Annotated in this window: 20 protein-coding genes; 13 read left to right on the top strand and 7 right to left on the bottom strand. The window is 44.4% G+C overall.

Features of this window, described 5'->3' with window-relative positions; all coding sequences use genetic code 11:
• The first annotated feature begins 73 nt into the window (after positions 1-73).
• Genes OM416_RS16435 through OM416_RS16425 form a run of 3 tightly spaced genes read left to right on the top strand, consistent with a single transcriptional unit; the run spans position 74 to position 2,021 of the window.
• Entirely contained in the window at positions 74-454 is a 381-nt protein-coding gene (locus OM416_RS16435) for a GntR family transcriptional regulator (RefSeq protein ID WP_062837083.1), read from the top strand.
• Complete coding sequence (locus OM416_RS16430; protein WP_264931166.1) at positions 451-1,326, top strand: ABC transporter ATP-binding protein; 876 nt, start codon at positions 451-453, stop codon at positions 1,324-1,326. The genes OM416_RS16435 and OM416_RS16430 overlap by 4 nt, the downstream gene beginning before the upstream one ends.
• Complete coding sequence (locus OM416_RS16425; protein WP_264931164.1) at positions 1,323-2,021, top strand: hypothetical protein; 699 nt, start codon at positions 1,323-1,325, stop codon at positions 2,019-2,021. The genes OM416_RS16430 and OM416_RS16425 overlap by 4 nt, the downstream gene beginning before the upstream one ends.
• Positions 2,022-2,205: 184 nt before the next feature.
• Here the strand turns inward: OM416_RS16425 and OM416_RS16420 are convergent, their stop codons facing one another.
• From OM416_RS16420 to OM416_RS16410, 3 genes are all read right to left on the bottom strand, one after another.
• Positions 2,206-2,724, bottom strand: coding sequence for a hypothetical protein (locus tag OM416_RS16420; RefSeq protein WP_264931162.1), 519 nt, complete (start codon positions 2,722-2,724; stop codon positions 2,206-2,208).
• A gap of 50 nt (positions 2,725-2,774) precedes the next feature.
• On the bottom strand, positions 2,775-3,548 hold the full coding sequence (locus OM416_RS16415) for an isocitrate lyase/PEP mutase family protein (protein WP_264931160.1): 774 nt from the start codon (positions 3,546-3,548) through the stop codon (positions 2,775-2,777).
• 77 nt (positions 3,549-3,625) lie between these two features.
• Complete coding sequence (locus OM416_RS16410; RefSeq protein WP_264931158.1) at positions 3,626-4,678, bottom strand: bifunctional transcriptional activator/DNA repair enzyme AdaA; 1,053 nt, start codon at positions 4,676-4,678, stop codon at positions 3,626-3,628.
• 316 nt (positions 4,679-4,994) lie between these two features.
• Between OM416_RS16410 and OM416_RS16405 the strand changes: the two genes are divergently transcribed.
• Together OM416_RS16405 and OM416_RS16400 are read left to right on the top strand one after the other, a co-directional pair.
• Positions 4,995-5,372 (top strand): LysM peptidoglycan-binding domain-containing protein, encoded by a 378-nt coding sequence (locus OM416_RS16405; RefSeq protein WP_264931156.1) that lies wholly within the window; start codon positions 4,995-4,997, stop codon positions 5,370-5,372.
• Between the two features lie 186 nt (positions 5,373-5,558).
• On the top strand, positions 5,559-6,128 hold the full coding sequence (locus OM416_RS16400) for a hypothetical protein (RefSeq protein WP_264931154.1): 570 nt from the start codon (positions 5,559-5,561) through the stop codon (positions 6,126-6,128).
• A gap of 106 nt (positions 6,129-6,234) precedes the next feature.
• Here the strand turns inward: OM416_RS16400 and OM416_RS16395 are convergent, their stop codons facing one another.
• Positions 6,235-7,152, bottom strand: a complete 918-nt coding sequence (locus tag OM416_RS16395; protein WP_264931152.1) for a phosphatidate cytidylyltransferase — start codon at positions 7,150-7,152, stop codon at positions 6,235-6,237.
• 96 nt (positions 7,153-7,248) lie between these two features.
• Between OM416_RS16395 and OM416_RS16390 the strand changes: the two genes are divergently transcribed.
• Together OM416_RS16390 and OM416_RS16385 are read left to right on the top strand one after the other, a co-directional pair.
• The gene (locus tag OM416_RS16390; protein WP_062836632.1) at positions 7,249-7,803 is read left to right on the top strand and encodes a hypothetical protein; all 555 of its coding nucleotides are present in this window, start codon (positions 7,249-7,251) and stop codon (positions 7,801-7,803) included.
• A gap of 118 nt (positions 7,804-7,921) precedes the next feature.
• The gene (locus OM416_RS16385) at positions 7,922-8,434 is read left to right on the top strand and encodes a hypothetical protein (RefSeq protein ID WP_264931149.1); all 513 of its coding nucleotides are present in this window, start codon (positions 7,922-7,924) and stop codon (positions 8,432-8,434) included.
• A 181-nt stretch (positions 8,435-8,615) separates the two neighbouring features.
• Here the strand turns inward: OM416_RS16385 and OM416_RS16380 are convergent, their stop codons facing one another.
• A complete protein-coding gene (locus OM416_RS16380; protein ID WP_264931146.1) occupies positions 8,616-9,083 on the bottom strand; it encodes a VOC family protein in 468 nt (155 codons plus the stop codon).
• Positions 9,084-9,243: 160 nt separating this feature from the next.
• On the opposite strand from OM416_RS16380, the gene OM416_RS16375 reads away from it, so the two are divergent.
• The 3 genes from OM416_RS16375 (at position 9,244) to OM416_RS16365 (ending at position 12,289) form a co-directional block, all read left to right on the top strand.
• Positions 9,244-9,678 carry an Lrp/AsnC family transcriptional regulator gene (locus OM416_RS16375; protein ID WP_264931144.1) on the top strand — a complete coding sequence of 145 codons (435 nt, stop codon included), beginning with the start codon at positions 9,244-9,246 and terminating at the stop codon, positions 9,676-9,678.
• A gap of 118 nt (positions 9,679-9,796) precedes the next feature.
• Positions 9,797-11,092 carry a GntP family permease gene (locus OM416_RS16370; RefSeq protein WP_145150568.1) on the top strand — a complete coding sequence of 432 codons (1,296 nt, stop codon included), beginning with the start codon at positions 9,797-9,799 and terminating at the stop codon, positions 11,090-11,092.
• A 48-nt stretch (positions 11,093-11,140) separates the two neighbouring features.
• Positions 11,141-12,289 carry a glycerate kinase gene (locus OM416_RS16365; RefSeq protein WP_264931510.1) on the top strand — a complete coding sequence of 383 codons (1,149 nt, stop codon included), beginning with the start codon at positions 11,141-11,143 and terminating at the stop codon, positions 12,287-12,289.
• A gap of 120 nt (positions 12,290-12,409) precedes the next feature.
• On the opposite strand, the gene OM416_RS16360 is transcribed toward OM416_RS16365, so the two are convergent.
• The gene (locus OM416_RS16360; RefSeq protein WP_264931141.1) at positions 12,410-13,456 is read right to left on the bottom strand and encodes a CdaR family transcriptional regulator; all 1,047 of its coding nucleotides are present in this window, start codon (positions 13,454-13,456) and stop codon (positions 12,410-12,412) included.
• 252 nt (positions 13,457-13,708) lie between these two features.
• Entirely contained in the window at positions 13,709-14,041 is a 333-nt protein-coding gene (locus OM416_RS16355; RefSeq protein ID WP_264931139.1) for a winged helix-turn-helix transcriptional regulator, read from the bottom strand.
• Positions 14,042-14,281: 240 nt separating this feature from the next.
• On the opposite strand from OM416_RS16355, the gene OM416_RS16350 reads away from it, so the two are divergent.
• The 3 genes from OM416_RS16350 (at position 14,282) to OM416_RS16340 (ending at position 23,144) form a co-directional block, all read left to right on the top strand.
• Complete coding sequence (locus tag OM416_RS16350; RefSeq protein WP_264931137.1) at positions 14,282-15,025, top strand: SDR family oxidoreductase; 744 nt, start codon at positions 14,282-14,284, stop codon at positions 15,023-15,025.
• 228 nt (positions 15,026-15,253) lie between these two features.
• Positions 15,254-19,255, top strand: coding sequence for an S-layer homology domain-containing protein (locus OM416_RS16345; RefSeq protein WP_264931135.1), 4,002 nt, complete (start codon positions 15,254-15,256; stop codon positions 19,253-19,255).
• Between the two features lie 355 nt (positions 19,256-19,610).
• Complete coding sequence (locus tag OM416_RS16340) at positions 19,611-23,144, top strand: DUF4073 domain-containing protein (RefSeq protein WP_264931133.1); 3,534 nt, start codon at positions 19,611-19,613, stop codon at positions 23,142-23,144.
• Positions 23,145-23,345 lie beyond the last annotated feature (201 nt).

Below are 23,345 nucleotides of genomic sequence, written 5' to 3'. Positions count from 1 at the left end.
GTATACTATAGTTAGTTACATGAGTAACTAACCGACTAACTGATTAATGAATACGTATGAAAGTTGGAAGCACATGAAATCGACTTTGGATGAATCTCAGCCTATTTTTCATCAGATTGCCACGATGATTATGGACGATATTGTGGAGGGCAGATTGAAGGTGGAAGAACAGGTTCCCTCAACCAACGAGCTGTCACGCTTCTACAATATCAATCCGGCTACAGCCCGCAAAGGACTGCAGGAGCTCGTAGACAAGGGGATTATATACAAACAGCGAGGTGTTGGAATGTTTGTTGCGAAGGGAGCAAGAGAAGCATTGCTTGTTGAACGGAAGCAGGATTTTTATGAAGAATACATCAAGCCTTTACTGGAAGAAGCCAGACGGATTCACATGAATGAAGACATGATTATTGATCTGATTCGCGGCAAGAAGGATAAGGAGAGTGACTTATGATTCATATGGAGCAGGTTAACTACAGCTACCAGAAGACGCCCGTTCTGAACCAGGTTACGCTACATGAGAGTGAACCGATCATTAGTGCGATCTGGGGAAGAAATGGAGCGGGGAAAACAACACTGATGAGTTTACTTGCAGGGCATAACCGCCCGGACAGTGGAACCGTCCAGATCATGGGTCAAGACCCCTATAATAATCTGGCAGCCCAAGAGTATCTGTGCTACATCCAGGAGAATCATCCCTTGGGGAAAAACTGGACGGTTAGTGATATGGTTCAAATGGGACAATATTTTCATCCGCAGTGGAATCAGGATTTGGCGGAACGTTTAATCGATGTGTTCGAACTACCGGCCAAGAAGAAGATCATTAAATTTTCGAAAGGCATGAAGACTGCCGCCCAGATTATATTGGGTCTTGCCAGTAATGCAAAGATAACCATTCTAGATGAACCTAGTAATGGACTCGATGCGGAGAAGCGTAAATTTTTCTACAATGCCCTACTGGAAAGTTATGAAGATAACCCGCGTCTGATCCTGATATCCAGCCATCATATTGAGGAGATTCAGCCCTTATGTGAGTCCCTTATCGTTTTGCAAGCTGGAGAGGTGATGTTAAATCAGCCGATGGAAGAGATGCGCGAAAAAGGAGTTCTTCTAACAGGGAGAATTGACGATATTAATCAAGTCACAGCAGATGTTAAAGTTATCGAATCTTCCCAGATGGGATCGACATTGAAAGTGATGATTGATGAGCCCTACTCGAAAATGTGGAAGGATATTGCTCATGCGCAGGGGCTTTCCATTGAGAAGGCGACATTACAAGATTATTTGGTTAACAGGACCCGTAATCAAGAGGGGGTTAAACCATGAACGCAGTAAAAGGTACGAACCGACTGATTCGCGATGATATGCGTTTGTATCTGGGCATATTTTCATCCATCGCTCTAATGCTCGCCGTTGTATATTTGGCCATTGGCTTCATATTTGATGTCTCGTATGCTACGCAACTGTTTGGTCCCATGTACGGAGGGATATGTACGTTTGCAATCGGGGGAATTATTACACTGTTTCCGGTTGCGATTGGAATGGGCAGTACACGAATTCAATTCATGAAATCCTTCTATATGAATTCGGTATGGATGGTTGCGGGCACCATGATCATTCTGCATGTGGCGTACTTCCTCATACACCTGCTTCAGGAAAAAGGAATTGTTGACGTAACCCTTTATCAACCGGGCATGTTGTATTCAAGCAAATATCATTTCTTATCCTACCTTTGGATCGATCTGATGTGTGGCTTTCTCGTACTGGGAATCTCTGTCTTCCCAACGGTTTGTTGGATGCGATTGGGGATGCGTAACTTCTTCATTATGTTCTTTGGGGTAGGCTTGGTCATTACGCTGATCATTACATTGGGCGATCTTGGTGAGTTTACGTTGTGGATTGCTAGGATCAATCGCATGACATTGTTCACCGTTCTGGGGTGTATTGGTGGTGCGCTACTTCTGTCTACGTACCCGATGATGAAGAACGCGCCGCTTACCATGAAATCCAAAAAAGACTGACAGGAAACGGTTATAAAAAAATCTTTATAAGTTGAACTAATCATTTACACGATAACGGAGGAATGAAACTCCACTGTAATCAGAAAAACACGAGGTGTGAACACGCCTCGTGTTTTTGGTATCATCCTAAATCGCTGAATATACCTTTAACAATCTTTGTGCAATCCAAACTAATGTGTATGCGTTAAGCCTGAGCCTGTGGTTTGAAGCCTTCCTCTTTGAGATACTCGCCAGCTTCGCCACGCGTTTCGAAAGCCATATCCAGATTAACACCGGAATACACGTACCACATGTCATCTTCATATTTTAAAGTGAGCGTATGTCCATCTTCATCGATCCATGTTCCGCCACCCGTAGAGGTTGTAGCCAATGCAGGAGCAGCAGCTTTTACTTGTGCTGGCTCTTCGAATTCAACTGCGTTGGGATTGTGAGACATCGCTTGGATCGTTTCATCTAACAATGTGCGCAGATCTGCTTCGGAGTAATCACGAATATTGACGAATCCTTTGGCATCGGTCTCAACGTTGGGCAGTAACCCTGCATAGATATAACCGTTACCGTTAGAATGGATATGGAGAGCAACAATCTTTTTATCATACGCACTTTCTTCGTAGTGGAAATTAACACGACCGAGAGAAACATCTTTGCGTTGCAATTGGGGATAAGATTGTAGCACTTCAAGCTTTTGTTCCACGTTAAGCATAATTGCCTCCTGTAAATGTTCAATAGAGGTGATTATAACATGCCCTCCGGTTAATTTCTCGATAAAATACTTCTCCCCAGTTCTTTCAGGTGTTCCATAGCTTGCAGATAAGGATAAGGTCCATAGCTTACGCGTGCTACACCCAGTGCAGCAAGTTGTTTTGGTGAAGGTTCAGAAGACGTAACCATGACGTTAATTGGCAGCGGCGAACGCTCACACAATTCTTGAATCAGTTGGTGATCCTGCAAACCCGGTACGAACAGACCGCTGGCTCCTGCCTCTGCATAATGGTTCGAACGTATAAGTGCTTCCTCTAGGAGAGATTGGTTATGGTGTTCAGGTGTATGTTGCAGAAAAATATCTGTGCGGGCGTTAATGAACAACGGTATGCCTGCCTGCTCCGCAGCTTCCCGGGCGGCGGACAGCCTCGGGCATTGCTCCTCCACCGTGTACAATCCTAAGCCAGCGGGAAGTTGATCTTCAATGTTGACTCCTACAGCACCATGATCGATGACTTGCAGGATATTTTGCTTCACTTCTGACACCAACCTCCCATACCCTCCCTCTATATCGATCGTTACAGGCAGATCCACACTCCCTGTAATCCGTGCGAGATTGGCAAGTACCAGATGGAATGACAGGGCTTCCCCATCTTGCTCACCATGGGCCGCAGCAACGGACCAGCTTCCGGTTGCGATGGCCGTTGCTCCAGCGGATTGAATGGCTTCCGCACTTCCGGCATCCCATACATTGACCAGAACAAGTGGTTTTCCCTTCACATGGTATTGTTGGAACAACGCAGCTTTTTCTTCTAAGGTACTCATATTATGTTGACTCTCCTTTGTTATATCATGTATTCGTTTTGACATTTGATGCGTACTCCATTAATTCATTCCGTTTTTCAGCTACCCTGTTCCTGTTTCTCGTGAGTCAAAAGCCAGTTTTTGCGAGTTAATCCCCCGCCGTATCCGCCCAGTTCACCACTGGCATTGATTACTCGGTGACATGGGATCACAATCGCAAGCTGATTGGCCCCATTCGCCTGTGCCACGGCTCGACACGCAGTTGGTTTTCCCAGTGCATTCGCAATATCCTGATACGACCTTGTCTCCCCTGCCGGAATGGCTATGAGCTCGTCCCACACACGTTTTTGAAATGGTGTTCCTAAACAGAACAACGGTGTGTCGAATGCTGTCCTTTCGCCCTGAAAATACTCGTTTAATTCTCGCTCAATGGACTGTATGGGAGCCGTAGTACCGGGAACAATAGCCGATTTGGTTCGTTTGCGCAGACGCTCAACCTCGCGCTCCAAGCCTCTTCGGTCCACAAATTCCAGTAAATATAGAGCCTCGTCATCGGCAATGGCCATCATCGGGCCAAGGCGGGTGTCAATCCAGGACGCTTTCAGGATATGTCCTTCATCAACTTGTGTAGGGGCGGCACCCATGATCCGTGAAAAGGCATCGCGGAAGCCGCTGCTTGACTCATATCCGGTAGATAGTTGGCTATCAATCACGGTGCGGCCGGAGCGAATGTTTTTCAGGGCGAGTCCCATGCGGCGGGCACGGGCATATTCGACAAAGGTCATGCCGAACCGCTTTTTGAATTGTCGGCGCGCCGTGGACTCATCGATGGAGAGGGCCTTGAAATCCTGCTCTTTCCATCGTTTCTCCGGTTGTTTCTCCACAGCTTCCACCAATATGCGAACGACATCCGATACTTGATTGGGATGAGATAACGGGCGACAGCGCTGGCAAGGGCGATACGAAGCCAGAAGTGCCTGCTGAGCCGTCTCATAGAATTCACAGTTTTCGAATTTAGGCTTCCGCGCCGGGCATGTGGGACGACAGAACACACCTGTGGTTCGGACCCCAACATAGAATAAACCTTCGTATTCCGAATTCTTGGCCACAAGCGCCTCGTAATATTGTTCCTTTAGATCATCAGAAATCATGGGGCACGTCCTTACCTCGTTAGAATCTTAATCTTTATCCCATTATAGAAAAGTGTTACAGCAAGCATCGCCGAAAATCAGGCATGAATATTCGATATGTTGAATTTGATTGGAGAAGGAATTTGTTTTGTTCAGAATTTGTTTAGAGTGAACTGGTAATATAGACCTATCCAAGTAGAGAGATTTAGGCAAAGATGCCTATTTGGTAAAAAAAGATGATTATTGACGGTTCATTGTTATAGGAAAAATACATAGGTAATCATGAAAAAACTAAAAACTAAAGATTAGCGGAACGAAAGTTTGGAGGTCGACTAGAATGAGATATTCCACGTACAAAAGTATTTATGAACCCGTTTATACAAAAACGTCCGAGTCTCGCACCATGTATGTCAAAAAGCAATTCATGCAGCGTGTAAAGATGCCAAACTGGCTTTCGAAGATGATCATCATAGCCCTAATTATAATCATAGGATGCAGTGCTGTATTCACCGTATTTGCCGGCGATGAACAGTTGTTATCAGGGGACCAGGTCGTTGTATCTCAGGGAGATACGCTGTGGAGTATTTCTTTGGCGCATAAACCTCAGCAGATGGATACGCGTGTATATATAGAAGCGGTCAAAAAAGTAAATGAACTGGAGCATAACTCCATTCGAATTGGACAAGTTTTAATCTTACCAGGGTTCGATCGATAAAATAAACAGTGCATGACGTCATTAACAGAGTTCTTACTTTATTCATTGAGGTACATTCGCATACTGAATTTATCAATCATTTACATATAATGGAGCTTCATGAGGGACGATATGGTGTAGTGATTAGTAAGTGGTGTGTTGGAGATGCGTGCTGTAGATGAATGAAGGGAGAATGAGATGATGAACATGAATATAAAGAAATCGGCACTTTGCATGTCTGTGCTCTGTATTTCGTTATTAGTCAGTGCCTGTGGTGCCAAAAATAATAACGAATCCGTTCAGGAGCATGCCTATCCGCAATCGAAGCAACCCATAGAGGAAGCTGGAGAAAGCTCTGTTCCTAATGCGGATGCGAAGAATAACAATGACCAAGGCAGTGCCAGTGGTGAAGAGGGAAAGCCTACCGCGCAATCGGAATCCACTGAACCGTCGGAGCAGATTGATATCGTTATCGACCAGTCAGAGAAACCGATGGAGGGCAATAGCTTTGATTTTGGAATTAAACAGGTTCCGAAGGGCTATGCACTAACGGAGATGAGATGGACGTCTAACACGGTGACGATTGTGAATTCGCTTCAGGAAGCCATTGAACATGGTGGAAATGGTGAAGAGGGGTTTTACTTTAGCGGCAATGGACAATTCTCCGGATTTATTTATTCGGATGAGATGAAGGGCGAGCGCGGTAAAGCCACGTTTGTGTTCACGAATGATGAGGGGAACGAAATCCTGTCCGAAAAAGAAATTACGTTGAAGTAACAGGCATATGATTAGGTTCTGTCAGAAGCCTATTGAACAGGAAAAGCAGCCACTTGGGCTGCTTTTTTTGACATACCTAATTACAAGATCGCTGATTTATCTGTCGCTACATAAAGTCAAAGAAATAACGGACCACGTGGAACATAACCGGAGAGGTGTAAGTCAGGCTGTCGACCCGGCTCAGGTAGCTTTTTTTGAGCGAATCGAACTTGTTGTCATCCCCGATCAACAGATCGCGCTTCAGTACGGACACCGTCAGACTGCCGAAGAATCCAGCCAGACTGATCAGCACCCCGATGAACAGCGAGAATTTCCAATCGAATGGCGTCAGGTAGGGATGGATAAAATAAGACGTTGCTGTCGTTACAATAAATGCACACACGAACCCTTCCCAGGTGACAAAAGGATTGGCGGTGGGCACCACTTTTCGTTTGCCCAAATAGAGCGAGACCAGATAATGCACCACATCGTTAAGCTGTGTCAACACGACCAGGAATAGTACCAGCTTAGAGCCGTACTCCGGTGTGGCGAACGGGAAATAGGCCAGGTGGCTCAGCCCGAACACCATCAGCATTAGTCCCCATTGAGTGGAGCTGACACTGCGCAGGAAACCGACCGTACCTTTGTTAATCAGGCGTGGCAAGGGAAGTACCAGAAACACATATAGTGGAATAAACACGATAAACATGCCATACCATCCAATGTAGATCCAGTAGAACTGAACCGGAATTGCCAGATACGCCCATAGGAACAGCCTGCGGTCGGCTTTGCGTGTACTGCGAATCATGGAGAAGTATTCTTTGAGAGAGAAGAATGCAAGCACCATGAGGGAGATGAGGGACACGATGGGGTTAAAAAGGGTGGCGAGGCAGAAGATCACGAACATGCCCCACCAGGTTTTGATTTTTTGGCCGATGCCTGAATAGTCTTTGCTTGGCTGAAGCTTTGCAATAACTTTGTACACGATATGTATCACAAGTAAAGCTGTGAAGATTAGCGTTAGTGTAAAGAGTGAACTGCTCACGTACCGATCACCTGCTTATTCAAAGTAAGATTCCATTATAGGGTACCTATGTTATTATGAAGGAATAGTGCCAACTTGATAAGGGGAAATTTTGCTATGACAGATGAACGCTCCATCTATATCTTGCTTACAAATACAGGAACGCTGTTTACCAAGGTTATTCAGAGTTACACCCGAGCGCCATATAATCACGCATCGATCTCATTTGACCGGGAATTAACGGAGTTGTACAGCTTCGGCCGCAAGCATCCGAGCAATCCGCTGAACGGCGGGTTTGTGAAGGAAGATATCCAGACAGGTACATACAGCAAGTATCCCAATACGACATGTGTCATATATGAGCTTCAAGTGACGGATCGTGAAGTGGAAAAGATGAAACGCGTGCTGCACATCTTCATCCGCAGCCGCCAGAAATATATGTACAATCTGCTCGGCGTGATCGGCATTACGCTCAAGGAGCCGGTGGAGTTCAGCAACTCCTATTTCTGCTCCCAATTTGTAGCCGAGATTCTACAGCGTTCAGGCATCAAGTTGTGGAACAAGCTGCCAGCACTGGTGACACCGGATGATTTTCGCCAGAGTGAACGATTGCAATTGGTCTATGAAGGGAAGCTAAGCGAGTATACGCTGGGGAATGCAGAGCAGGAATAGGGTAGGTGCATGTGCTGTGAGCTCTCTTCTCCTCACTTTCTATCTGGCCTCAAGTAAATTCAACCAATAACAAATAATTGAAATCAATATTAGATTTCAATATAAAGAGAGGTTGAGTATGAATAGTTATATTTTATCTTTCATAAAAAAGATGAGTTATTTTTTTGAACATAAAAAAATTTCTAACATTATTTATCTGCATGATGAGGACAATTATGAGAGATTAGATCATGTTATTTTCCTTGAAACAGAAGATGGTGATTTTATAGGTATATATATAAGAGGCATGAATCCGCATTTCTCATCGAATAGAATTTATGACTTGGATGATTTTAATTTATTTGCTAATTACGAAAGATTAATTGAACACAAAGAAAATATAATATTCAAAATAGAGTATGTTTGCTTGTTTTTTAGCTCTGAATACAATGAACTATTGGGTTTTTATTTGTCGAATAAAGATATATCTAGCTCTTTATTTGTGTTATTTTCACAAGACGAGATTGATGTGAAAAAGAATTATAGTAAGTCAGATGTTATTGAGATAATTAAAAACAAATATTCGTCTGAGGGTTTTATAACATACGAAAAAAAGAGTGAAAGTGGATGGGAAGATTTGAAAATAGAATGATAAAAGTAAGTTACGGGTAGTTTGGAAGCTTCAATTCAAAAGTATTGAAGAAAATGGACATAAAGTATTACGGATGAGGGGTTACATGTTGGACTTAGAAATTATTGATGGAACTCCACTTCTTCTAATCATCAAACAGCCTGCTGCCACGGATGAAGAGGCAACAGGCTGTTTGTGTACTTCATATAGATGATGGTGAGGATGAGGATCGGTCGAAATTAACTTCTTCAAGGAATTCGATCACTTCACCATTCGGACTGTGGACGAGTGCATTTCTAACCCGAAGTGCAGGTTCGCCAAGCGATATCCAATCCGGTTCAACATAGGCCTTGGCTCCATGGGCGAGCGCTCGCTGATAGATGTCTTCTACATCATGCACGTAAAAGGCGAAATGTAATAGTGCGCCGTGCCGGACCTCTTCAGGAGAGGTGGCAGGTTCACCCTCGGCGGGAATGACGGCTTTGGGGTCAAACACCTCAATGCAGGTGCGTTGATCCGGAGAGATCAGCATACATGCCTCCGTAATGTGGAAGGAAGGCAAACTCCAAGAGTGACCGACCTTGAATCCTAATACTTTTGTGTAAAACGCCAGGGTATCTTTATAATTTCGGGCCTGAATAGCCACATGTGCAAGTCCTATAACACTCACATTCATCGCTCCCTCTTCAGATTGTATTCTAAAGTATAGGGACAATATCGCGTTGGAACCATATGATATCAAAGGATATAATGAGATAAAATCAATACATTCTTAGCTAATTTATCAGGAAAACCTTATTAAATAAGGCGACAACTCGGAGGTCTTACCAATGGAACACATGATAGATGAGATTGATCAGCAGATTATGCGCTTGCTGCAACATCATGCACGTATGCCGGTTGCACAGATTAGCAAAGAAATTAACATGTCCCAGCCTTCGGTAAAGGAAAGAATCCTGAAACTGGAGGAGAGAGGTGTGATAACGGGATATTCGACGATCTACAATCTAGCTCAATTGAACCGTGGCACCACAACATTTATTTTGCTCAAAACAGAGCATTGCGACGACTTGGTCCAGTTCTGTGAACGGGCTATCGAAGTCACGGACGTCTATCGGATTAGCGGTGAGTATAACTATCTGATCAAGGTACAGACGGCGTCCATTGCAGAGCTTGCCGAGTTTCAGGATTCACTAGTGAAGCTGGGACCCTCGAAATCCCATATCAGCATGAAAAATATCATGGAAAATCGTGTTCTCCTCTAGGGTGATGAAGTTCATTGTGCATATGCACAATGAATTTCGTCCTTTCATCAATATTTATTCTCGCCTCCAGCAACTATAATGAAAGCGTGTTCAACAAGTGCATGGGGGGCAATTGACAATGGAACCATTAACAATTAGCTGGATCGGCGCGCTGGCAGGACTGGCTATTGCCATCATTTTGATTTTGAGAAAGCTGAATCCTGTCTATTCTTTATTTCTGGGTGCAATTGTAGGCGCTTTAATTGGCGGCGCTAACCTGGAAGAGACCGTAAATATACTGGTGGATGGCACACAAAGTGTCATGGGAACCGTACTCCGCGTACTGGCTGCCGGGGTGCTTGCGGGTGTGATGATGGAATCGGGAGCCGCGGAGACGATAGCGCAGGCGATTGTACGTAAATTTGGCGGAAGTAAAGCCATTCTGGCGCTGGCACTGGCCACGATGATCATCACCGCCGTTGGGGTATTTATCCCAGTGGCTGTGCTGATCGTTGCACCGATTGCCTTGTCTGTAGGTAATAAAATGGGCATATCCAAATTGGCCCTGCTGCTGGCCTTATCGGGTGGGGGCAAGGCGGGGAATATTATCTCCCCGAATCCCAATACCATTGCAGCAGCGCGAGGATTTGATCTGGATCTGAGCAATGTTATGCTGGCAGGCGTTATTCCAGCGATCTGCGGCTTGATTGTAACTGTAATTGTAGCTTCAATGCTCAAGAACAAGGGTGTAATGGTTACTGATCAGGAAGCAGAACAGGGCGATGTAGATACATCGAAGTATCCGCCACTTGGCAAAGCCATTGTTGCCCCATTGGTTGCGATCATTCTGTTGATGATCAATCCAATCGGCTCTATTGCGGGCATTGAAGCATTGTCTACTTTTAAAGTGGATGCGATGTATATCCTGCCGATTGCAGGCATCATCGGTATGTTAGCAATGGGACAAGGCAGAAACATCGTGAAATACTCCACCGCAGGATTAAATAAAATGACAGCAACCGTGCTCATTCTGGTGGGTGCAGGTGGGATAGCAGGACTTATCTCTGCTTCAGATCTGTCAGGTCAAGTGGTAGGTCTGATTGAAGCATCGGGAATATCCGGTACCTTCCTCGCACCGATTGCGGGGATTCTGATGGCGGCAGCGACAGCTTCAACGTCAACGGGGGTTATTCTGGCAACAGGCTCCTTCGGTGATGCCATTTTGAACATGGGAACAGCACCGCTCGCAGCTGCCGTGATGGTGCACACCGGGGCAACCGTTATCGATTCCTTGCCACAGGGCAATTACTTCCACGTGTCGGCTGACAGCATGAAGATGACGATCCGGCAGCGGATGGGCGTTATTCCATATGAAGCGATTGTAGGTGGCACGATGGCTATTGTAGCAACGTTACTGTACGGATTTATTCTTTAATTCTTTAATCTAACGGATGGAGTGAGAGAGATGAGAGAAACTGGAGATATTACAGAGAAGACATTTGTTTTGGCACCGGATTCGTTCAAAGAAAGCATGACAGCGAAAGAAGTATGTATCGCGATGGAAAAAGGATTGCGTAAAATATATCCGACGGCAGGTTATATTCATGTACCCATGGCGGATGGTGGGGAAGGTACGGTGCAGTCCCTTGTGGATGCTTCCGGCGGTTCCCTTCACCAGCAAGAGGTGAGCGGGCCATTAGGTCAGACGGTGACTGCCCAGTATGGCATTCTGGGTGACGGAACAACGGCGGCCATCGAGATGGCATCGGCCAGTGGCATACATCTGGTAACCAAAGAAACCCGAGATCCGCTACGGACGACAACCTATGGAACGGGCGAGTTGATTCGAGCGTGTCTGGACCGTGGCATACGCAAAATCATCATCGGCATAGGTGGCAGTGCGACTAATGATGGTGGTGCGGGCATGGCTGAAGCACTTGGTGCGAAGTTTTTGGATGAACAGGGTCAGCCGATTGCGCGGGGTGGCGGGGCTTTGGATCAACTGACTCAGATTGATGTGTCGGGTCTGGATGAGCGTTTGCAGGAAGTGGAGTTCATTGTGGCCTGTGATGTGACCAATCCGCTCTGTGGGGAGCATGGTGCATCAAGGGTGTTTGGGCCGCAAAAAGGAGCTACCCCAGAGATGGTTGAGCAACTGGATGCGAACCTGTCCCATTATGCAGACGTGGTAAAGCAGCAGCTGCACAAAGATATCCGTGATATACCCGGTGCCGGAGCGGCTGGCGGACTGGGTGCGGGACTTTTGATTTTTACACAGGCAGTGTTGCGTAAAGGTGTTGAAATTGTCATTGAATACACTGAGTTGCGTGAAAAATTAATTGCTGCGGATGTCGTATTTACGGGCGAAGGCGGTATCGACTTTCAAACGAAATTTGGCAAGACCCCCTATGGCGTTGCTCGTGCAGCCAAGGAAGCGGGTAAACCTGTAATTGCCATTGCAGGCTACGTGGGCGAAGGGATTGAAACCCTGTACGGGGAAGGCATTGATGCCATATTTGGTATTGTGCCTGGGGCAGCAGATCTGGAGCGACTATTGCGAGAAGGCCCGGAGAATGTGGAGCGTACAACCGAGAATATTGCCCGGGTGCTGAAACTGGGCCTACTATCTTAGGTGAGTATTTTGCATAAATCCGACGTATTGGAATGAGATGTGAAAAAGACGGGATACGGGTATGCCTGAAATCAGGTGATCTGTGTCTCGTCTTTTGCTATTCTCGAAGCTGTTCTGACGCTACTGATAGAACGCGAGTAATCCGTGGGTAAGCTCGATGAGCTCGAGCCAATTACGCGGGTCTTTGCCCGTCAGGGTCTGTATGCGTTTGAGCCGATATTGAAGGGTATTGCGATGAATATTGAGATGGTCCGCTGTCGTGGTCATGCTGCCGTTATGATGGATAAAACTGCGCAACGTATTCAGCAGGTCAGCTGTATCCTCAAGTTTGCTAACGATATTGGCATGAGGTGTTAGATCAGCCGCACTGAATCGTACCAGAAAGGGGACATCCTCATACCGAATGATCGGTGAGTCTGGTTGAAGTGCCAGTAGAATGTTCATCACAGACCGGGCCTGTTCATACCCGGTGGCGATATTGGCTTCTTTTCGGCTGACCGCGATGAATGCTTCGGGAGTGACCTGTCTCAAACGCTGGATCATCGGATCAACGTCTGCTTCATTCTGGATCAGGATGATCTGTGTGTCGCCATCACCTTCAACAGAGAATGAGGGAACTTGGAGCAATATTCGGTTGATCTCAGTGTCAGCCGCGATGGATTTCCCGGGGAAACGGACATATAGAAGAACGGTTGGCAACTGCAAATCGATACGATATTGCAGGGCTTCCTTTTTGACCTTTTGTGAGTAGGAACCCGATTGATTCAGCAGTCGTTCGATAAAGGCTTTTTTACGTGAAGCTTCATGCGCCATACTTTCCAATTTATTACGCTGTTCGATCAAGAGAGACACGGTAGTACGCACGATGTTGCAGAAAGGTCGAACTTCATCCGGATGACCGGATATGCCAATGACTCCGACATGCTGCTGATTGATTAGAATCGGTTCGTTGGTCCCCATTTTCTCAAGTATGCCATCCTGCCAGACTTCAATCATGCTTCCTGTCGTTAACGCGCGGACAGCACCCTGATGAATCGTGCCCACACGTTCCTTCTGCCCGCTCCCCATAATAATGCCGTGTTCATTCATAATGTTGATGTTGTAGGGGATGTCCTGCATCATTTTATCGACAATATCCTGTGCCTGTTTTTCCGAAAGCTGCAACAACGAAGCTCCTCCCCTTCCATCTCATCGTGCTAAATGCATATCTTCTCTGATGATCATTCCGCCCGATATCCATATTGTGCATCTGAACGAAATTATAGAGGAATGGTAATGCTTACACAAGCAGGGCGGTCAGGATAAAGGTGTTCTTGGAATGGCTGGATTGTTGGATACCTGATACCTTGCTGTAGCATTTCATTTTATAGTTGTTATTCAAGTCGCTTCGCTCGTGTTACCCTTGTCCGTAATGGCGCCTTATGTGCTATTTAGGTAGCTCAGATGTTCTTTACCCCAACCACACATGCCGTCCAATAACGTACCGATCGTCTGTCCGTGTTCGGACAAGCTGTATTCCACCTTCGGTGGAACATCCCCATAAAGCGTGCGCACAATAATTTGATCCTGCTCCAGCTCGCGCAGTTGTTTCGTTAACGTACCTTGGGCTACATCAGGAATCATGCGTCGTAGTTCACCAAATCGTTTCGTACCTTCCTTCAATAAAATAAACAAGATAAGGGGTTTCCACTTCCCATTAATGGTCTCCAGCGTTGTTAATACTCCCTGTAACCTGGGTTCTTGTAAATCCATAGTAATCACCTCAGTTTATATGTCTATATGTATCTCCATCATACCGGATTTTCGTGATCTCTGCTCGATCGTCTCTATGAAAAAATGGGGGAAAACCGTGGTGAGCTGCTCCAATAGTACGAATATTCGTACTAGGTACGATGTAAATGCGTACTATTCAACGTTCTTCATTTCATGAATAATGAACACAACGTGAGAGCACATGCACTTATATAACCGGAGATGAGAGGATGATCATAGATGAGTCACTATACATTGGAGAATAAACGGGTCGTTGTTATTGGCGGGAGCTCAGGCATCGGACTGGCTACGGCAATTCAGGCAGCAGAGGTAGGTGCGGATGTGATTATAGCAGGCAGATCAGCGTCCAGACTGGAGGAAGTGAGGGAACAGATTGGGAAGGTTCGAGGCAAAGGCGAGCATGGGGAAGCGGTGGTTGAAGTTCATATATTGGACAATCAGGATGAACAGCAACTCGAAGCGTTTTTTGCCCGAATCGGCACGTTCGATCATCTGTTCACGCCCGGTGCTGCCTACACCCGGGGACCACTGACATCGGATCGGGAGACGGCAGAGAGTTGTTTCAAAGGCAAGTTCTGGCCTCAATACTTTGCTGCTAAATACGCTGCACCGCATCTTTTGGCTTCCGGTTCGATCACGTTGATGTCTGGTGGATTCAGCCAGCGACCACTGGATGGTGGTGCTTCCTATGCTGCATGTAACGGTGCAATTGAGAGTCTGGGTAAAGCACTCGCGGTGGAATTAGCACCGGTTCGTGTGAATGTCGTATCCCCCGGGACCATCTGGCGGGAAGGGCAGGAAGGCACGCCACGCGGCGATCATTTTAAAGATTATGAGAAGCTGTCCCTGCTCAAGCGGGTTGGCCACAATGAAGAAATTGCACATACAGTTACGTATCTGATGACGAATACGTTCACGACGGGCAGTACGTTGTATGTGGATGGCGGGTACACCTTGATTTAAGAAGTGGAGTTATATAGGTCCAAAAGAATATTTTTTTAAAATAAAATGATGAAATATGACGAAAAAAGTTGAGATCTATCCTATTTTTGTACTACAGGGTGGATCTTTTTCCTTTTATTTGCTCTTTTTTGTTTAGATTCTGTTTATCGCAGTGCAATACAATAGGCCTTACGTATTAGAGGTAATGGATTTGTGTGTAAAAAACATGAGATAGGGAGGATCAATTACATGAATTACAGAAAGCTGATAAGCTGCCTTTTAGTTGCGGTTTTGTTATTACAGGTGGTTAGCGTGGGTGGGGTTGCAAGTGCTGACCCGTTTACTCCATTGGACCAACTTAACCAAATCAGAAGTTCAGATATGGATATTGAAGCAGCCATTCCAGAAGTTCGGGGTATGTTGGAGAGCGGCAGTTTAATAGATATCACGGATATCTCCACCACCTATAACCTGCTGAATGATGAGCAAAAGAAAGAACTGGCTCGAGGAATAATTCTTTTGCTACCACGTGAAATAGATTATGAGAATCAAAACCAAGTTGAGTATGTTTTTGCACTTCTATATAACTTGTTAAAAATGCCTAAAGTGATGAATTCGAATAATGCACAGTATCTTTTGGATGAGATATATGGATTGTATAGTCAGGCGGGAGGTTTTCTACCTTATGACGAAGCTCAGTCAATGGTTGAGGCAAGCGTTGCCTTTAACATGTTGAGTGGTGCCGATAAGCCAATGTTTATGAATATTGCTATGTTTGGGGCTTTCCTAAACAGATCACAAGATTCTGTACCTTATGGTTCACAGCTTACTTTGATGAAAACATTAATCGATGATTATCGACCAATTAATACTCTTAGTGATGTATCAAGTATGAAAGTAGCACTTGACTCCATGATGAAACACAACCGAATGACCAGTACTATGGAGCCTTTTCCAGTTCAGATGGAGAAGATGGAGGCCATTGAAGACAATAATCAAAAGAGAGAAGAACTTGCACAATGGATGATTGATCATAAGCCGCAGAACGGTTATGAAACGGTATCTGAAGTTCAAACTACGTTTGATGCTTTTTTCGAACCCAATAGTTCAGCCTTGTTGGAGCAATTTAACGAAATTATACAAACGAAGGATCAGAATTCACAGATAGATCTCAAACCTGAACTAATTGAATTACTTGGCAATAAAAACTTCATAGCCGATCCTGATTTCAAATTGTTATCTGAAGAGGATCAGGATGATATTGTAGATTATTTGCTATATTTATCACCGCCAACAATTAACGGATATGAGAATAAGGAACAAGTTCAATATTTAGTACAGTTGGCTCTACAAGCACTCGAACTTCCTCGCAAGATTGGAGGACCAGACTCATTAGAAGTACTTGATAAATATTATCAAACTTTGGCACAGTCCCCTGGTGAAGAAGTTGATTATTATGAAAAAATGGACCTATATCTTAACTCTTCATCAATTGAACGAAGTATGACCACTTTCTTATATGAGGGGAAGCTCGCAAACAATCCTTCTATCAGAAAAATTTTGGAATACAAAGAGAGGCTAGTGAATAATACCCCTTTTATCAATAAGGTTGAAACACTTGGTGATATGGAAGACGTTCTACAAGATATGTACGATATTCAGACAGGTATTGAATCATACAATGGCGATGAAGAAAATCAAGAAAATTCACTTAGAGTATTTCCTCTGGAAATCAGCAAATGGGGTAGTTTGATAAACGAAGAACGGGAACAATTAGCAGAACATATGCTTAATGAGAGACCACTTGGTGGATATGCAAGTTTTGAAGAAATTCAGACTGCATTTAATAAATTTTTCCCTGATGATAACGAAAGCGATCCATTGACTGTCTTAAATACTGCAAAAACTAATGGTGATAGAGCCGCTATGCGTGTAGCTATGGAGAATCCAGATCTGGGTATTACTCTGCCTAATGGCTACGGTGCTCTAACCCCGCAGGTCAAAAATTTCATTGCAGGATTCCTCATCCGATATGCAGAAGGAGATTTTAAGAATAAAGGTCAGGTTCAATATATGATTGAGCTTGGTGTCTTGGTACAATCTCTATGGGAGCAGAATGAACTTACTGCTCTTGAAAATACACTGGATGCATTTGCTCAGAAATTGAAAGATGCATCAAATTACTTTAATGATCAACAAGCAAATGAATTTAGCACTTATGGTAAAGATTACTTGAAACGTACCAATGAAATAGATAAAAATGTTTTTGCTTATAGATTCTTGTATTCAATAGCCTACGAAAAGTTGGAAGGCTATTATCAAGGAGATATTGTGGAACCTATGATTGTGCTATATCTTTTCACTGAATCGTATCAGTCTATTGATAAAGCTACCAAGTTGATTCCAATGAATCAATGGCTCGAAGATGCTATGAACGTTCAGATTAACGCGGAACCTTTCTTCGAGAAATACGAATTTGATCTTACAGGCGCCCTTGATGTATCCAAAAGGGCAGAACTCAGTTCCGAAGATCAAAAGGAACTGACAGAGTGGATGCTTACTGAACAAGACAGCTACGAGACTGTTGGGAATCTACAGTATGTATTTAACCGATTCTTTACGGCTCCGAATGTGAAGGGGAATGACATCAATAACACCATAACGGGCTTGGACAGCACGATGGAAATCTCCTTTGACGACAAACTGCATTGGATTGACGTTGCCTCTATTCAGAAAACGGACTTTAGTGGTAATAAAACGGTATGGGTTCGTCATAAAGCAGTTAGTGATGAACTGCCAGGACGCGCGATAAAGATTGTCTTTACACAGAACGGTGATAGCAACACTGATAACGGTAATGGCTCAACGCCTAACCCGGGTGGAAACACTGGTGGTGGATCGTCCACGACCACACCAGTAACGTCTACCCCTGCACCAACAACGAAACAAGAACAGATCGTGGTTGACGTTAATGGGGCAAATGGTACCAACTTGACCAAGACACCGATCACCCGTACAACCGAAACCAACGGCACGATCAAAGATTTGGTGAAAATGACCGAAGCGATTGCCAAGGAATCGGTGGAAAAAGCGAAGCAATTAAACATGAATACAGCACGCATTGTCATTCCAGACACCAAAGATGCCGTGTCCGAGACACGTATTGAACTGCCTAAAGCAGCGGTAAAAGCACTGAATGATGGTTCACTCAAGCTGGAGATTTCTACAGAGAATGCGATCATCTCTGTTCCGACGAATTCCATCGCTGGATTTGACCAAGATTTGTACTTCCGTGTAGTTCCACTGAAACAGGAATCGGAGCGCAAAGAAGTGGAAGAACGTGCAAAGAAAGAGCAGTTGATTCAACAGATTGCTCCGAATACCAATGTTCGTGTACTGGCTCGTCCGGTAGAGATCGACACGAATATGCAGAGTCGCGAAGTGACGTTGACTTTGCCACTACGTGACAGCTTGCCAACCGATCCGGCTGCTCGTCAGCAGGCTTTGGACAACCTGGCGATCTACATCGAACACAGTGACGGAACAAAAGAATTGATTCAAGGCAAACTGGTGCAACTGGCAGATAACAGCGAAGGCATCGAATTTACCGTAACGAAATTCAGTACGTTCACTCTCGTTGTTGTGGATGGACTGAAAGCTTCACAAAGTAAACACCAGCCGTACATCCAAGGTTTCGGTGCAGATTTCCGTCCAGATGCATTCGTAACACGTGCACAAATGGCAGCGATGCTGGCTCGCAATCTTCCAACTGAAGTGGCAGCAGGTTCCGCGGATAGCGTGAGCTACAAGGATATATCTGCAACACACTGGGCAACAAGTGAGATTCAAAAGGCTCAATCCGCAGGCATCATGAACGGCATGAGCGCGACTCAATTTGCGCCGGAAGGTTCGATCACCTGTGCTCAAATGGCGATGATTGCATACCGCTGGATGCAGCAGCAACAGGCGGGTACTACAACCGTAAATGGTACAGCAGTTTCCTTCACAGATGTATCCGCAGACCTGTGGGCAGCAGAAGCCATTGCATACGTGCAATCCGCTGGCCTGATGGTTGGTTACAACGATGGTACATTCAAACCGGACAGTAAGCTGACGCGTGCGGAAGCAGTGAAAGTATTGAATGTATTGTTTAACCGCGAACCACTCACTGGTGCAGTTACGCCAACGTTCAACGATGTACCAGCAACACACTGGGCATATGCAGATATCGAAGCTGCTGCGCAGAAGTAATATCAGTGCAAGATCAAGAGACAAAAAGCTCGTAGTTTTTAGTTCCGAGCAAGCTAATATGGTAGAACAAAAGAAGGCCACCCAAGAATAGGTGGTCTTCTTTTGTTCTACTGAAATTCAGAGGAGTATATTCTAATTTTGTTTGAATCTCGTGTTATGCATTTATAGGTCTAAGATAGTATATCTCAAAATAAAAATGTTGAATAATGACGAAGAAAATGAGATTTTTTCACAAATTTTATATCTATAAGTGGTACTAATACCTTTTATTTGCTCTAATGTTCAGAATCCGTTCAGAGTTGTGTACTACAATATACCTATATTTAACAAGCGAGATTAGGGAGGAAAAATAAAAATGCAGTACAGAAAAATAATGAGCATGTTGCTTATTTTGGTGTTGGTGGCTCCATGGCTTGCACCAGCAGGAAAGGTTAGTGCAGGAGCATCGTATCCGGTACCCGGTAATAATGGTTTAATCACGGTGAAGGGTGTGGACGATAATTCGGTAGAGGTTAAATGGGAATATGCTCAATCCGATAATACTGCATCATATGAATTAAATTATAGGGTTTTCTTTTCCAAAAACTCTGATCTTACGGACGCGAACGAAATCAACAATAGCACAGTAGATCATTCTTATGGCAATTGGATTTCTGGTTCAGAGTCTACAGATGGATCATTTTCAAGAATAGTTACCAACTTAACAGAAGGTGAAACCTACTATTTTAACGTAATTGTTCAGGATCGTTACTCGGATTTTGCTTATCAGATGCAATCCATTGAGTTCACTACACCACTGGGTGAGTTCAATAACTCTATTGGTCAAAATTTTGATGCAGCTAAAATAACTGAACTGTTCAAAAATGAAAATTTCATCACTACGACGCCGGAGTTTGAATCTCTACCTCTGGAAGAGCAAAATGCACTGGTAACCTTAGCGGGACATATGAATGAGCCTGCTAATGGGTATGAGAGTAACAGTGAGGTTCAATTTTTGTTAGATTATATTCAACAAGGTATTTCAGTAATGAAAGCAAATGAGTTGTCCGATGTCCAAGAGAGATTGACTACTTATTACGACAAAACTCTTACTTTTGCAGCATCGGTTAGTTCTGAATATCTGAATATGATTAAACCGATGTTAGATCGATATTTTCTGGCTTCTGATTTGGAACAGAACGTGCTGGCATTCAAAATTAAACTACAGCGAATTGCTAATAATCCATTCCTTGAAGAATCAGTTATGAATCTTTCTATGGCATCGAGCCAAATTACCAATTTTACGAATGTCTCAACACAGAGTGAAATGATTAATGCGCTAACGGAATTATATCAGCTTCAAGAACAAGCAGAGGCGTTTAAAGGCACAGATAAAGAGACCCTCGTTGGTACATTCCCGCTTGATTTTAGTAAAATGAAAAGCATTTCCTCCAACATGACTGAAATGGAGAAGCTGGCTGACTGGATGCTGTTGAAAAAGCCGGGTAATGGCTATTTAACATATAAAGTCGCGCAGGAAGCATTTGATGAGTTCTTTGGCACTCCTGAGAAGCAATCGCTGAAGCAGCTGAACGCAGCGATAGATATCAAGGATAAAGTTACAGTGTTATCCATATTAAAAAATACAGATCTGCTCAATCAACCTGGAGCGTTTAGTGAGCTAACAGATCAAGAACAAAAGACAGTTGCTGCTACATTAGTCCAAATGACTCCGAGATCGGGATCTTACAATGAAGATCAGGTTCAATTTATTGTAGATATAAGTATCAATATCCTTTTGGGGTATCGGTTAGATTACCGAGATATGGCTTCTGCATTAAATAACATTTACGATCAGGTCATTGTAAAAGGTGCTAATCTGTTCTCTGAGGAAGAGTTTGAACAGTTCAAGAAAGCAGCAGATTTTTATCTGAAAGCTAATCAGGCGGATCAGCAGTTAATTGCTTATATTGCGAAGTTCACTTCTGTTGCAACGGACACTGAATCGGCTGTAGGTTTAATGTTTACGCTATCTGAAGAATTTCCTTCAATTAACCAAGCAGAGACAGCGAGTGAGATATTAAATAACTTGAATTTGTACCAAATGCTTCAAATGCAGTACCAAATACTTTTAGCCAACAATCCAGGATTAAGTCTTCAGGAATCTCCTCTGAAGTTTGACCAGATAGTAACATTATCAACGAATGCGGAACAGCAACAACTCGCAGAGTGGATGCTTAGTGAACGACCTGTTGGAGGATATGAAAAAATTAAAGATATTCAAAGAGCATTTGACTTGTTCTTTGCTCCCCCAGCGCCTAATGTGACTGCTGATGATACAGCCAATGTGGTTATCGGTGCAGATGAAACGATGGAATACTCCAAAGATAATGGGGCGACTTGGAATAAATTTAGTGAAACAGATCGATTTGAAGGCAACCAAAAAATTGTGGTTCGTGTAAGAGCCAAAGGCAATACACCGATATGGAAATGGACAACACTTACGTTCACATCAAATACACCAACACCTAACCCGGGTGGAAACACAGGTGGCGGAGCGTCTACGACTACGCCTGTAACATCTACCCCTGCACCAACCACGAATCAGCAACAGATCGTGGTAGATGTCAATGGAGCTAACGGCACCAATCTGACCAAGACACCAATCACACGTACAACCGAAACCAACGGCACAATCAAAGATTTGGTGAAAATGACCGAAGCAATTGCCAAGGAATCGGTGGAAAAAGCGAAGCAATTGAACATGAACACCGCACGCATTGTTATCCCAGACACCAAAGATGCCGTGTCCGAGACACGTATTGAAGTGCCTAAGGCAGCGGTAAAAGAACTGAATGATGGCTCACTCAAGCTGGAGATTTCCACTGAAAATGTAGTGATTTCCGTTCCGACGAATTCCATCGCTGGATTTGATCAAGACTTGTACTTCCGTGTGGTTCCACTGAAACAGGAATCCCAGCGCCAGGAAGTCGAAGAGCGTGCGAAGAAAGAGCAGTTGATTCAACAGATTGCTCCGAATACCAATGTGCGTGTGCTGGCTCGTCCGGTAGAGATCGACACGAATATGCAGAGCCGAGAAGTGACACTTACGTTGCCACTTCGTGGTAGTCTGCCAACCGATCCGGCTGCTCGTCAGCAAGCATTGGACAACCTGGCAATCTATATCGAACACAGTGACGGCACAAAAGAATTGATTCAAGGCAAACTGGTAACACTCGCTGATAATAGCGAAGGCATTGAGTTTACCGTAACGAAATTCAGTACATTCACCCTCGTTGTTGTGGATGGACTGAAAGCTTCACAAGGTACACATCAACCTTACATCCAAGGTTTTGGTGCTGACTTCCGTCCGGATGCATTCGTAACACGTGCACAAATGGCGGCAATGCTGGCTCGCAATCTTTCAACTGAAGCGGCAACAGGTTCTACTAATGGGGTGAGCTACAAGGATGTATCTGCAAAACACTGGGCAACGGGTGAGATTCAAAAAGCTCAATCTGCTGGTATTATGAACGGCATGAGCAACACCCAATTTGCACCAGAAGGTTCGATCACCCGTGCTCAAATGGCTACCATTGCCTATCGCTGGATGCAAGATCAGCAAGCAAACACAGCAACGACGACAGTTACAGCAGTGTCCTTCACAGACGTATCCGCAGACCTGTGGGCAGCAGAAGCCGTTGCTTATGTGCAATCCGCTGGCCTGATGGTTGGTTATAACGATGGTACGTTCAAACCGGATAGCAAGTTGACGCGTGCTGAAGCGGTGAAAGTGTTGAATGTACTGTTTAACCGTACACCGTTAACTGGTGCAGCAACAACATCGTTCATCGATGTACCAGCAACACACTGGGCATATGCAGATATCGAAGCTGCAGCGCAAAAGTAATATTTTCAAGATGATAAAGGGGTCATTAACGCAGTAGCATATGGAAAAGAGAACCCCTAATAATGGATAGGATATGACAGTATAATAGATAGAATAAAAAAGAGCTGTTCCAAAAGCCATACATTGGCTAGGGACAGCTCCTTTTTGCGTTTAGTGTGACTCAACACACGAATCATAGCGGCGTTATTCCACCATGTAGTG

This window comes from Paenibacillus sp. LS1, from assembly GCF_026013365.1.
Lineage (GTDB): Bacteria > Bacillota > Bacilli > Paenibacillales > Paenibacillaceae > Paenibacillus.
This window is presented reverse-complemented; position numbering and strand designations above follow the sequence as displayed.

Coding starts and splice junctions, on each gene's coding strand:
- OM416_RS16370 (WP_145150568.1), top strand. CDS start 9,797: ATGGAACCATTAACAATTAGCTGGATCGGCGCGCTGGCAGGACTGGCT.
- OM416_RS16355 (WP_264931139.1), bottom strand. CDS start 14,041: ATGGATTTACAAGAACCCAGGTTACAGGGAGTATTAACAACGCTGGAG.
- OM416_RS16405 (WP_264931156.1), top strand. CDS start 4,995: ATGAGATATTCCACGTACAAAAGTATTTATGAACCCGTTTATACAAAA.
- OM416_RS16350 (WP_264931137.1), top strand. CDS start 14,282: ATGAGTCACTATACATTGGAGAATAAACGGGTCGTTGTTATTGGCGGG.
- OM416_RS16435 (WP_062837083.1), top strand. CDS start 74: ATGAAATCGACTTTGGATGAATCTCAGCCTATTTTTCATCAGATTGCC.
- OM416_RS16415 (WP_264931160.1), bottom strand. CDS start 3,548: ATGAGTACCTTAGAAGAAAAAGCTGCGTTGTTCCAACAATACCATGTG.
- OM416_RS16425 (WP_264931164.1), top strand. CDS start 1,323: ATGAACGCAGTAAAAGGTACGAACCGACTGATTCGCGATGATATGCGT.
- OM416_RS16400 (WP_264931154.1), top strand. CDS start 5,559: ATGAATATAAAGAAATCGGCACTTTGCATGTCTGTGCTCTGTATTTCG.
- OM416_RS16430 (WP_264931166.1), top strand. CDS start 451: ATGATTCATATGGAGCAGGTTAACTACAGCTACCAGAAGACGCCCGTT.
- OM416_RS16410 (WP_264931158.1), bottom strand. CDS start 4,678: ATGATTTCTGATGATCTAAAGGAACAATATTACGAGGCGCTTGTGGCC.
- OM416_RS16420 (WP_264931162.1), bottom strand. CDS start 2,724: ATGCTTAACGTGGAACAAAAGCTTGAAGTGCTACAATCTTATCCCCAA.
- OM416_RS16390 (WP_062836632.1), top strand. CDS start 7,249: ATGACAGATGAACGCTCCATCTATATCTTGCTTACAAATACAGGAACG.
- OM416_RS16340 (WP_264931133.1), top strand. CDS start 19,611: ATGCAGTACAGAAAAATAATGAGCATGTTGCTTATTTTGGTGTTGGTG.
- OM416_RS16385 (WP_264931149.1), top strand. CDS start 7,922: ATGAATAGTTATATTTTATCTTTCATAAAAAAGATGAGTTATTTTTTT.
- OM416_RS16345 (WP_264931135.1), top strand. CDS start 15,254: ATGAATTACAGAAAGCTGATAAGCTGCCTTTTAGTTGCGGTTTTGTTA.
- OM416_RS16375 (WP_264931144.1), top strand. CDS start 9,244: ATGGAACACATGATAGATGAGATTGATCAGCAGATTATGCGCTTGCTG.